The organism is Bacillus sp. EB106-02-03-XG38, from assembly GCF_058792175.1.
The window spans coordinates 168,017-179,656 of sequence record NZ_JBYTED010000006.1 but is presented as its reverse complement, the minus strand read 5'-3'; the positions used below and the strand labels follow the sequence as shown (position 1 = coordinate 179,656).

Annotated in this window: 11 protein-coding genes; all 11 read right to left on the bottom strand. The window is 37.6% G+C overall.

The window, feature by feature from the left end; genetic code table 11:
* Window positions 1-74: 74 nt before the first annotated feature.
* The 11 genes from AC3WTI_RS23710 to hslU all read right to left on the bottom strand — a co-directional run bounded on the left by AC3WTI_RS23710 (window position 75) and on the right by hslU (window position 11,635).
* Window positions 75-1,775 carry a proline--tRNA ligase gene (locus AC3WTI_RS23710; RefSeq protein ID WP_087958616.1) on the bottom strand — a complete coding sequence of 567 codons (1,701 nt, stop codon included), beginning with the start codon at window positions 1,773-1,775 and terminating at the stop codon, window positions 75-77.
* A gap of 109 nt (window positions 1,776-1,884) precedes the next feature.
* Window positions 1,885-3,141, bottom strand: coding sequence for an RIP metalloprotease RseP (gene rseP, locus AC3WTI_RS23705; RefSeq protein ID WP_142305796.1), 1,257 nt, complete (start codon window positions 3,139-3,141; stop codon window positions 1,885-1,887).
* 16 nt (window positions 3,142-3,157) lie between these two features.
* Window positions 3,158-4,300 (bottom strand): 1-deoxy-D-xylulose-5-phosphate reductoisomerase, encoded by a 1,143-nt coding sequence (gene dxr / locus AC3WTI_RS23700; protein ID WP_097840528.1) that lies wholly within the window; start codon window positions 4,298-4,300, stop codon window positions 3,158-3,160.
* Between the two features lie 23 nt (window positions 4,301-4,323).
* Entirely contained in the window at window positions 4,324-5,115 is a 792-nt protein-coding gene (gene cdsA / locus AC3WTI_RS23695; protein ID WP_087958613.1) for a phosphatidate cytidylyltransferase, read from the bottom strand.
* Window positions 5,116-5,132: 17 nt separating this feature from the next.
* The gene (gene uppS / locus AC3WTI_RS23690; RefSeq protein WP_097840529.1) at window positions 5,133-5,909 is read right to left on the bottom strand and encodes an undecaprenyl pyrophosphate synthase; all 777 of its coding nucleotides are present in this window, start codon (window positions 5,907-5,909) and stop codon (window positions 5,133-5,135) included.
* Window positions 5,910-5,994: 85 nt separating this feature from the next.
* Window positions 5,995-6,552 (bottom strand): ribosome recycling factor, encoded by a 558-nt coding sequence (gene frr, locus AC3WTI_RS23685; protein WP_000531501.1) that lies wholly within the window; start codon window positions 6,550-6,552, stop codon window positions 5,995-5,997.
* A 2-nt stretch (window positions 6,553-6,554) separates the two neighbouring features.
* The gene (pyrH, locus tag AC3WTI_RS23680; RefSeq protein WP_000042663.1) at window positions 6,555-7,277 is read right to left on the bottom strand and encodes a UMP kinase; all 723 of its coding nucleotides are present in this window, start codon (window positions 7,275-7,277) and stop codon (window positions 6,555-6,557) included.
* Between the two features lie 66 nt (window positions 7,278-7,343).
* A complete protein-coding gene (gene tsf, locus AC3WTI_RS23675) occupies window positions 7,344-8,231 on the bottom strand; it encodes a translation elongation factor Ts (RefSeq protein WP_002194822.1) in 888 nt (295 codons plus the stop codon).
* Between the two features lie 103 nt (window positions 8,232-8,334).
* Window positions 8,335-9,036, bottom strand: coding sequence for a 30S ribosomal protein S2 (gene rpsB, locus AC3WTI_RS23670; RefSeq protein WP_000111485.1), 702 nt, complete (start codon window positions 9,034-9,036; stop codon window positions 8,335-8,337).
* Between the two features lie 350 nt (window positions 9,037-9,386).
* Complete coding sequence (codY, locus tag AC3WTI_RS23665) at window positions 9,387-10,166, bottom strand: GTP-sensing pleiotropic transcriptional regulator CodY (RefSeq protein ID WP_000421288.1); 780 nt, start codon at window positions 10,164-10,166, stop codon at window positions 9,387-9,389.
* Window positions 10,167-10,243: 77 nt separating this feature from the next.
* Window positions 10,244-11,635 carry an ATP-dependent protease ATPase subunit HslU gene (hslU, locus tag AC3WTI_RS23660; protein ID WP_087958611.1) on the bottom strand — a complete coding sequence of 464 codons (1,392 nt, stop codon included), beginning with the start codon at window positions 11,633-11,635 and terminating at the stop codon, window positions 10,244-10,246.
* Between the last annotated feature and the right edge of the window lie 5 nt (window positions 11,636-11,640).

Here is an 11,640-nt window from a genome sequence, read left to right as displayed (position 1 = left end):
AGATTTCTCCCTTCTTCTTTTACAAAATACGTTTACAAAGAAAGAGAAGGTACCCCATTACGAGGTACCTCTTCTTATTTTAAAATATTAGCAATATATGTTTGAAGTTCTTCTACTTTCACTTCTTCAGACTCGCCTGTAGCGCGTACTTTCACTTCTACAATACCTTCGTCTGCTTTTTTACCAACTGTCACGCGAACCGGAAGGCCGAATAAATCTGCATCTGCAAATTTAACACCTGCACGTTCTGCACGATCGTCTAGTAATACTTCATATCCTTGCTCTTGTAATGAGTTGTAGATGTTTTCACCCGTTTCACGTTGTGCATCGGATTTCATATTTACTGGAATTACATGCACATGGAAAGGTGCAACAGCTTTTGGCCAAACTAAACCATTCTCATCATTAAACTGCTCTGCAATTGCTGCCACTGTACGAGATACCCCGATACCGTAACAACCCATAATAAGTGGTTGTGTTTTTCCGTTTTCATCTAGGAATGTTGCGTTCATTGCTTCACTATAACGAGTTCCTAATTTGAATACATGACCAACTTCAATTCCGCGTGCAAAAAGAATTGTTCCGTTTCCATCTGGAGATTGGTCTCCTTCTTGAATGAAACGTAAATCTGTATACTGACTTACTTTAAAGTCACGTTCTGGATTTACATTTACATAATGGAATCCTTCTTCATTCGCTCCTGAACATCCGTTAACAATTGATGCTACAGCATGGTCAGCGATAATTTCGATATCACCTGTTACACCAATCGGTCCTAATGAACCAACTTCACAATTTAATAGTTCTTTTACTTCTTCATGAGAAGCAAGCTCAACAACTGAAGCGCCGTATACATTTTTCACTTTGACATCGTTTACTTCATGATCACCACGAACAAGTACAACTACTAATTTCTCATCTACTTTAAATACCATAGACTTAATGCACTTGTCAGCTTCAATGTTTAAGAATGCAGATACTTCTTCAATTGCTTTTTGGTCTGGTGTTGCTACTTTTTCAAGTTCTTTTTCTGCTTCGTCACTCTTTGTATACGCAGCTACAACAGGAGCCATTTCGATATTTGCTGCATAATCAGATGTATCAGAGTATGCAATTGTATCTTCACCAACATCAGATAATACCATAAATTCATGTGTATCTTTTCCGCCCATTGCACCAGAATCAGCAATAACCGCACGGAAATTCAAACCACAACGAGCAAAAATGTTAGAGTATGCTTTGTATAAGCGATCGTACACTTCATCTAAGCTCTCTTGTGTAGCATGGAAAGAGTATGCATCTTTCATTAGAAACTCTCTTCCGCGTAATAAACCGAAACGAGGTCTTTGTTCGTCACGGAATTTTGTTTGAATTTGGTATAATGTTAACGGTAATTTTTTATATGATTTCACTTCATCACGTACAAGATCCGTAATTACTTCCTCGTGTGTCGCTCCTAATGCGAATTCACGAGCGTTACGATCTTTCATACGCATTAATTCAGATCCGTAAGAATACCAACGGCCTGATTCTTGCCATAATTCTGCAGCTTGCATCGCTGGCATTAATAATTCTACAGCACCTGCGCGCTCCATTTCTTCTCGAACGATACGTTCTACTTTGTGTAGTACTTTTAAACCAAATGGTAGAAAACTATAAATACCAGAAGCATTTTGACGCATAAAACCTGCACGAAGTAATAACTGATGACTCTTAATCTCCGCATCAGCTGGAACTTCACGTAATGTAGGACTGAATACCATACTTTGTTTCATCTATTCGCACCTCTTCATTTTACTCTTACACGCAGTAAAACCCCTCACCTCGAGTTAGGTGAGGGATTTTATTCTACGAGCTCTATTTCATTATAAGTTTCACTTTATTTTACAAGAAAAACTTACGAATGTCATTCCAAGTTACAACTAACATAAGTAACATTAATAATGCAAAACCAATAAAGTGAACCATTCCTTCTTTTTGACGGTCAATTGGTTTCCCTCGTAATGCTTCAATTAAGAAGAAGAACAAACGTCCGCCGTCTAAAGCTGGAACTGGTAGTAGATTAAATAAACCAAGGTTAATACTTAATACTGCTGCTAAACTTAATACACGCGTAAATCCATAATCTACAACTTGATCTGTTAGATTATAAATTCCTACTGGACCTGACAACTCATTAATAGAGAATTGACCAGTTACTAATTTCACAAGAGACTCAAAAATTAGTTTCGTCCATTGGTATGTTTGTTCAAAACCTGATTTAATAGAACCCATTACCGTTTTCTCTACTGGAGAGTAAACACCAATTCTACCAACCTCTTCTTTACCTTCTTTATCAAGCGTTGGCGTTACCTTCACATTAAACTGTTCACTTTCACGCTTTACTTGTAACGTAATTTCCTTATTCGGGTTTTCACGTACAATGGTAACAACATCTTTCCATGTACTTGTGTTTTTCCCATCAATTGCTTGAATTGTATCATTTTCTTTTAATCCAGCTTGCTCTGCTGCACTATTCTCCATTACTTTTCCGACCATTGGCTTGTCAACAGGTACACCTTGTACAAATCCAAGAATCACAAAAATAACAAATGCTAAAATAAAGTTCATTGCAGGACCTGCAAAGATTGTTAAGGCACGTTGACCTAATTTCTTAGAGCCAAACTGCCTATTATACGGAGCAATTTGAATTTCTTCACCAGCAGTAATAATACGAGCCTTTTCATTCACTCGGAATGTTTGAAGCTCTTCCTCGTACTCTTCGTAGCCCGAAATTTTTAAATTATGTTCTAAATCAGCTTGTTCCACTTCAATAACGCGAACATTTGGATACTTTTCATATCCATCAAAAACTAATTTGGCAACTTCATCTTTTTCATTTAATACAAGGCCAACCTTTTTCCCAGGCTTTAACTCAACTGTATCTGCATCCTCGCCAGCCATTCTTACATAGCCACCAAGGGGCAGTAATCGAATCGTATACACCGTTTCATTCTTTTCAAATGAGAATATTTTCGGACCAAAACCAATCGCAAACTCCCGGCATAAAATACCTGCTCTTTTTGCGAAATATAGATGTCCTAGCTCATGGAAAAATACGAGTGCACCGAAAATTAATATAAAGGCAATCGCTGTATTCAATTCCATACCACCTTTGCTAAATTTGTTCCATCACAAACCGTCTTGTGGCTGCATCAATTTCCAGAATTTCCTCTAAGCTCGGACGTGCAATGACATTGTGATGGTTCATTGCTTTTTCAATGAGGTCTTCAACTGTTAAGAAACCAATTCTCTTTTGTAAAAAAGCTTCAACAGCTACTTCATTCGCTGCATTCATTACAGCTGGCATACTTCCGCCTGCTTTTCCAGCTTCATACGCAAAGCGCAAGCAACGGAAACGTTCTTGGTTCATTTTCTCAAAATGCAATGTACCCATTTCCCATAAATTTAACTGCTTTGTGTCTGAAAGAGGTAATCGATCAGGATATGTAAGTGCGTATTGAATTGGTACTCGCATATCAGGTGAGCCAAGCTGTGCCATCACACTACGATCTTCAAATTCAACCATAGAATGAATAATACTTTCTTTATGTAAAACAACATCGATTTGCTCATAAGGGATACCAAAAAGCCAATGTGCTTCAATTACTTCTAGCCCCTTATTCATCATTGTAGCAGAATCAATTGTAATTTTCGAACCCATTGACCAGTTTGGATGTCGAAGCGCATCTTCTACGGTCACATGATGCAATTCATCTCTCGTTTTATCACGGAAACTTCCTCCAGAAGCCGTAATAATTAGTCGAGAAATTCTTTTTTCATTTTCACCATTCAAGCATTGAAAAATAGCTGAATGTTCACTGTCTACTGGAAGTAACGAAACATTATGTTTTCGCGCTGCTTCCATTACAAGATGCCCTGCAGTTACTAACGTTTCTTTGTTTGCAATTCCAATTGTTTTTTTCGCCTCAATTGCACGAAGTGTTGGTAACAACCCTACGCTACCTACAACAGCATTTACTACAATCTCCGCATCTGGATGTAATGCTACTTCTAAAAGCCCTTCACTACCATATACAACTTTTGTATTACCAGAAACAGCTTGTAGTTTTAAAACATCTTCCTCTCTTTGCACAGAGACGATTTGCGGAGAAAATTCTTGAATTACCTTTACTGCGTAGTCAATATTTTTCCCTACAGAAAAAGCAACGAGACGGAATTGGTCTGGGTGCGAGCGTAATACATCTAATGTTTGTGTACCAATTGATCCGCTTGCACCTAATAAACTAATGTTTTTCATGACTCCAACCCCTCGTTCATTCATTAATTGTATTGTAATAAGAAGTAGAGAATTGGTAAAACGAATAACCAACTATCTGTTCGATCTAATATACCACCATGTCCAGGTAAAATTGTACCTGAATCCTTTACGCCATAATGACGTTTAAATGCAGATTGTACTAAATCACCAATTTGTCCAAAAATAGAAATGATAATTGTCAACACAATTAAAATCCCTACATTAGCCTCAACTGGGAAGAACATATTGTAAACAAGTGCTACAACAATCCCACAAACGATACCGCCTAATGAACCTTCAATCGTTTTATTTGGACTAATTTCTGGCCATAATTTTCTTTTTCCTAATGCTTTCCCTACGAAATATGCGCCTGAATCAGTAGCCCATATAACAAATAATGCGCAAAACACATATTTAATTCCTAAAATTCTCGTTTCATTCAAATATAGGAATCCCATTGCAACATATGTTGTTGCCATTAGTAAAAAGGAAGCATGGTCAAAAGTAAATGTATTCTTAGAAAGGACTGTATATGATAAAAGTAATAAAACAATCACAAATGTGATTTCTAATTTACCTAATCCAATCCAAGTAAACAGTTGTGATGCACTACTTGGAATTAAAATAACCCATAATAATACTGCAGCTAAAACTGTTGGTACTGAAATAAGCGTAAGCTTATTCATACGAATTAATTCATATAAACCTATAGAAGCAAGTGCATACACTAAAACCGTAAAAGGCACGCCACCGTAAATTACGATGGGAATGAATAGCGCGGCAGCAACCACTCCAGTAATAATTCTCTGTTTCACTACCAAACCCTCTCTTTCTACACGCCTCCGAATCTGCGCCCTCTATGTTGAAATTCTGTAATCGCATTTAGCAAATGTTCCTCGGTAAAATCTGGCCAATACACATCTGTAAACCAAAATTCCGAATATGCAATTTGCCATAACATGAAATTACTAATACGTAGCTCTCCGCTCGTACGGATTAACAACTCTGGGTCAGGTAAAGAACTCGTCATTAAGTAGGAAGAAAGCATTTCTTCACTTACATCTTCAACACGAATTTTCCCTTCCTCACTATCTTTCACCATATGTTGCACAGCAGAAACGATTTCATCTCGACTTCCATAGTTTAACGCGAAATTCAGAATTAATCCCGTATTCTCTTTCGTATCTTCCATGGCCTTCTCCATCGCTCTGCGTGTATGCGTAGGGAGACGATCTTGTTGCCCTATTACTCGGACTTGTACGTTCTCTTCAATCAATTCTGGTAAAAATGTACCTAAAAATTCTTCCGGAAGCCTCATTAAATAATCAACTTCCTTTTTCGGTCTTTTCCAGTTCTCAGTTGAAAAAGCATAAAGAGTTAATACTTTCACATTAAGTTTGCTTGCAAATTTTGTAATTTTCTTTACAACTTGCATGCCTTCATGATGTCCCGCAATACGAGGCATCGCTCTCCTCTTTGCCCATCTTCCATTACCATCCATAATGATAGCAATATGTTCTGGGATGTATCCTTTTTTCACTTCTTCAACGAGATGATCAAACGATGTGTCCTTTTTACCTTTAAAAAAAGGAAAGTTTTTAAACATCATTCATACCCTCCAGCAAGCAGACGTATGCCTAAAAGTGTAAAAAGACCCCCTTAAGAAGAGGGTCATATTTGCGAAAGTATCGCTATTACACTTCCATGATTTCTTTTTCTTTGTTTTTTGCGATTTCGTCAACTTTTGCAATATATTTATCTGTTTCTTTTTGGATATCTTCAGTATATCCTCTTAAATCATCTTCTGTAATCTCGCCAGCTTTTTCAAGCTTCTTAAGATCATCGTTACCGTCACGACGTACGTTACGAACAGCAACTTTTGCTTCTTCAGCATATTTTTTCACAACTTTAACAAGATCACGACGACGCTCTTCAGTTAATGCAGGGAATGCAATACGAATTACAGTTCCGTCATTAGAAGGGTTTAAGCCTAAATCTGCTTTTAAAATTGCTTTTTCGATATCACCGATAGAAGTTTTATCATAAGGTTGAATTACAAGTAAACGTGCTTCTGGAACTGTAATGTTCGCTAATTGCACAACTGGTGTTGGTGCACCATAGTAATCAACTTGTACTTTATCTAATACTGACGCATTTGCACGGCCAGCACGAACTGTTGCTAATTCACGAGAATAAGCAGCAACTGCTTTTTCCATTTTTTCATTTGAAGACTTCAATACTTGTTGTCCCATATTTATTTCCCCCTTACAACTGTTCCGATATTTTCGCCTAAAACGGCACGTTTAATATTACCTTTTTCCATAACTGAGAATACAATTAATGGAATGTCATTATCCATACATAGAGAAGAAGCTGTAGAATCCATTACACCTAAACCTTCTTTTAATACATCCAAGTAAGTAAGCGTTTCGTATTTCGTAGCTGTTGGATCAATAGATGGGTCCGCATTGTATACGCCATCTACATTATTTTTCGCCATTAAAATTACGTCTGCTTCAATTTCTGCCGCACGTAATGCTGCTGTTGTATCTGTAGAGAAGTATGGATTACCTGTACCTGCTGCAAAGATTACAACACGTTTCTTCTCTAAGTGACGAACTGCTTTACGACGAATGTAAGGCTCTGCCACTTGACGCATTTCGATTGAAGTTTGTACGCGAGTTTGAATTCCGATGTTCTCTAAGCTATCTTGAAGAGCTAATGAATTCATAACTGTCGCTAACATGCCCATGTAATCTGCTCCTGCACGATCCATGCCCATCTCACTTCCAATTTTCCCACGCCAAATGTTACCGCCACCAACAACAACAGCAACCTCTACATCAAGTTCTGCAATTTCTTTCACTTGTTCCGCAACTGATTTAATAACAGCTGGGTTAATTCCAAATCCTTGCTCGCCAGCTAAAGCTTCTCCACTCAGCTTTAAAACGACACGATTATATTTCGGTTTACTCATAATGAACCTCCAATTGCTTACATCTTTATTTTAAAAAAGGGAACACAATGTGTTCCCTAATCTGTATTAGTTACTACCTTTTACTTGGTTCATTACTTCTTCAGCAAAGTTGTCTTCGCGTTTTTCGATTCCTTCACCAACAGCGTAGCGAACGAATCCTTTTAATGTTCCGCCTTTAGACTCAACGAACTGACGAACTTTCATATCAGGGTTTTTAACGAATGCTTGGTCAAGTAAGCAAATTTCTTCGAAGAATTTGCCAAGACGGCCTTCAACCATTTTTGCAACGATTTTTTCAGGCTTGCCTTCGTTTAATGCTTGTTGTGTTAATACTTGACGCTCATGCTCAACTTCTTCAGCTGTTACAGCATCGCGGTCGATGTATTTAGGGTTAACTGCAGCGATGTGCATTGCAACATCTTTAGCAGCTGCTTCATCAGTAGAACCTTCAAGAACTGTTAGAACACCAATGCGTCCACCCATGTGTAGGTAAGCACCGAATGCATCTGCATCAGTTTTTGTTACGATTTCGAAACGACGAAGTGTAAGTTTTTCACCAATTTTAGCGATTGCTTCGTTGATGTGCTCTTCTACTTTTTTGCCGTTTTCCATTGTTTGAGCCATAGCTTCTTCAACGTTAGCTGGTTTGTTAGCTAATAAGTGAGCAGCTAATTCTTTAATTAATGTTTGGAAACCTTCGTTTTTCGCAACGAAATCAGTTTCAGAGTTTAATTCTAAGATTAAACCGTCGTTACCGTTTGTTTCGATGAAAGTTAAACCTTCAGCAGCGATGCGGTCTGCTTTTTTAGCAGCTTTCGCGATACCTTTTTCACGTAAGAAGTCAATTGCCTTCTCCATGTCGCCATTAGTTTCTGTTAAAGCTTTTTTGCAGTCCATCATACCTGCGCCAGTTTTTTCACGTAATTCTTTTACCATTTGTGCAGTGATTGCCATAGTTTTCATCCTCCTAAAATATGTATTTATACCTTTAATAAAGGTGTTTATACCTTAAAAAAGGTGATAAAAGGCCGAACCCCTTATCACCTTTCCAACTTTGTTACGCAGTAACAGTTTCTTCACCTTGTTTTGCTTCAAGGATCGCGTCTGCCATTTTAGATGTAAGAAGTTTTACAGCACGAATTGCATCATCGTTTGCTGGGATAACGTGATCGATTTCGTCTGGATCACAGTTTGTATCAACGATACCGATGATTGGAATGTGTAATTTGCGTGCTTCAGCAACTGCAATACGCTCTTTACGAGGGTCTACTACGAATAATGCACTTGGAAGACCTTTCATATCTTTAATACCGCCTAAGAATTTCTCAAGACGCTCTAACTCTTTTTTAAGTTGAACAACTTCTTTCTTAGGAAGTACTTCGAAAGTACCATCTTCTTGCATTCTTTCGATGTCTTTAAGACGCTTGATACGCTTTTGGATTGTTTGGAAGTTTGTTAAAGTTCCACCTAACCAACGTTGGTTAACGAAGTACATACCAGCACGAGTTGCTTCTTCTTTAATAGCTTCTTGTGCTTGTTTTTTAGTACCTACGAATAAGATGTCTCCGCCTTCAGCAGCGATGTCGCGCATCGTTCTGTAAGCTTCCTCAACTTTTTTCACAGTTTTTTGTAAGTCGATGATGTAGATACCGTTACGCTCTGTGAAAATGTAACGCTTCATTTTTGGGTTCCAACGACGAGTTTGATGTCCGAAATGAACACCAGCTTCAAGCAATTGCTTCATAGAAATTACTGACATAATATAGTTCCTCCTAAATGGTTTTTGATATCCTCCGTTTACTTCATCTCTAAGCGAAACTACAAACGTAGCACCAACACTTAAATCAGTAAACGTGTGTACTTTGTACTGACACCACTGCTTACTATATCATACTGAAATATTACAAGCAAGTCGAAAATGCGAACAATGTAAAACTTTCTTTGCTCATACTCGAATTCTAGTATTACCAACCTGTATTTCTTTTAAGCAAAAAAGCGAAATTCAATTCATAGCTTTTCCAAAAAATACGATTATGACGCTATTTACAAACAACATCAATCTTTTATACACAAAAAACTCCCCTCAAAAAATGAGGAGAGTTTTATAAATTAGTTTGTTTTTAATTTAGCAAGTTCATGTAAGAATTTGTCGTTTAATACTTTAATGTATGTTCCTTTCATACCTAAAGAACGCGACTCAATTACACCAGCACTCTCTAATTTACGAAGTGCATTTACGATTACAGAACGAGTGATTCCTACGCGGTCAGCGATTTTACTTGCAACAAGTAAACCTTCTGTTCCATTTAACTCTTCGAAGATGTGCTCGATTGCTTCTAACTCACTGTAAGATAATGAGCTGATCGCCATTTGAACAACAGCTTTACTACGTGCTTCTTCTTCGATTTCTTCTGCTTTTTCACGTAAAATTTCCATACCTACAACAGTCGAGCTGTACTCAGCAAGAATTAAATCATCGTCTAAGAACTCTTGACCAAGACGAGCTAACACTAGTGTACCTAGACGCTCACCGCCACCAACGATTGGTACGATTGTAGTTAAACCTTGACCGAATAATTCTTTATTTTCTACTGGGAATGCTGTGTAAGCACTGTTTACATCTAAGTTTGAAGATGTTTCTGTAATGTTGAATAAGCTTTGTGTGTACTCTTCTGGGAATTGACGCTCTGCAAGCATTTGTTTCATACGCTCATTCTCAATTTGTTGGTGAATTGCATAACCTAGTAATTTACCACGACGGCTTACTACGAATACGTTCGCTTCGATTACTTCACACATTGTGTCAGACATTTCTCTAAAGTTTACAGGCTTTCCTGCTGCGCTCTGTAATAACGCATTTAATTTTCTTGTTTTTGCTAATAATTCCATTTCAAAAGTTCCTCCTACATGTTACTCACATATTTTTTCATCACTTGGAAACTAGGGCGAGTCACCTGATGACACTATTACAAAATAAACTGGCTCACATCTTTATTTTTAGCAATCGTTGCTAATTTCTCCTCAACGTATTGAGGTGTTATCGTTATTTTCTCTAACGTAATTTCAGATGCTTCAAACGATAAATCTTCAAGGAGCTTCTCCATAATCGTATGAAGTCTTCTTGCTCCAATGTTATCTGTATCCTGATTAACTTGATAAGCAATCTCAGCAATCTTACGAATAGCTTCGTCTGAAAATTCAATTTCTATACCTTCAGTCGCTAATAAAGCCATATATTGTTTAATTAACGCATTGTCAGGCTCGATTAATATTTTAACAAAATCATCAGTCGATAATTTTGTTAATTCTACTCGAATCGGAAATCTCCCTTGTAATTCCGGAATTAAATCCGACGGTTTAGACATATGAAACGCTCCAGCTGCAACGAATAAAATATAATCCGTTTTTACTGATCCGTATTTTGTCGCAACATTCGATCCTTCTACAATCGGCAGAATGTCACGTTGCACACCTTCACGTGATACATCTACGCTATTCGACTGCTTACCAGCAATTTTGTCAATTTCATCGATAAAAATAATCCCGAGCTGTTCAGCACGATAAACAGCCTCTTGTGTAACTTCATCCATATCAATTAAGCGCTGTGCTTCCTCATTTGTCAAGAGTTTTCTTGCTTCTTTTACAGAAAGTTTACGTTTTTTTGTTTTTTTCGGCATAAAACTTCCTAACGCATCTTGGAAATTCATTCCCATTTGTTCCATGCCAGTTCCTTGTAACATATCGAACATAGAAGACTGTTGCTCAGTCACCTCAATCGATACAATTTCATCTTCAAGAAGTCCTGCAGCAAGCTTTCTTTCTACATCTTGACGTTTCTTTTCGATTTCCACATCTTCTTCTGCATCAGATGTTTGATTCGAATTTTGAGCACCACCAAATAACATTTCTAATGGGTTTTTAAATCCAGATTGTTTCTCTGGACTTGGTACTAAAATTTCAACAAGTCGTTGATTCGCTTGTTCTTCTGCTTTGTCTTGCACTTTAACTACCATTTCTTCTTTCACGATGCGAACTGACGTTTCCACAAGGTCACGTACCATCGATTCTACATCTCTACCTACATATCCAACTTCTGTAAATTTCGTAGCTTCAACCTTAATAAAAGGTGCTCCAACGAGTTTCGCCATTCGTCGTGCTACCTCTGTTTTACCAACACCTGTCGGTCCAATCATTAAAATATTTTTAGGCGCAATTTCATCACGTAGATTTTCAGCTAATTTACTTCGGCGGTATCGATTTCTTAAAGCTACAGCAACCGCTTTCTTTGCATCTTTTTGACCGATAATGTATTGATCTAATTTTTCCACAATTTGACGCGGAGTAAAATGTAAATGCATATAAA

Bases quoted from the DNA above. Each gene is read 5' to 3' on its own strand.
- codY (WP_000421288.1), bottom strand. From the start codon at position 10,166: ATGGAATTATTAGCAAAAACAAGAAAATTAAATGCGTTATTACAGAGC.
- rpsB (WP_000111485.1), bottom strand. From the start codon at position 9,036: ATGTCAGTAATTTCTATGAAGCAATTGCTTGAAGCTGGTGTTCATTTC.
- dxr (WP_097840528.1), bottom strand. From the start codon at position 4,300: ATGAAAAACATTAGTTTATTAGGTGCAAGCGGATCAATTGGTACACAA.
- tsf (WP_002194822.1), bottom strand. From the start codon at position 8,231: ATGGCAATCACTGCACAAATGGTAAAAGAATTACGTGAAAAAACTGGC.
- uppS (WP_097840529.1), bottom strand. From the start codon at position 5,909: ATGATGTTTAAAAACTTTCCTTTTTTTAAAGGTAAAAAGGACACATCG.
- pyrH (WP_000042663.1), bottom strand. From the start codon at position 7,277: ATGAGTAAACCGAAATATAATCGTGTCGTTTTAAAGCTGAGTGGAGAA.
- frr (WP_000531501.1), bottom strand. From the start codon at position 6,552: ATGGGACAACAAGTATTGAAGTCTTCAAATGAAAAAATGGAAAAAGCA.
- AC3WTI_RS23710 (WP_087958616.1), bottom strand. From the start codon at position 1,775: ATGAAACAAAGTATGGTATTCAGTCCTACATTACGTGAAGTTCCAGCT.
- hslU (WP_087958611.1), bottom strand. From the start codon at position 11,635: ATGCATTTACATTTTACTCCGCGTCAAATTGTGGAAAAATTAGATCAA.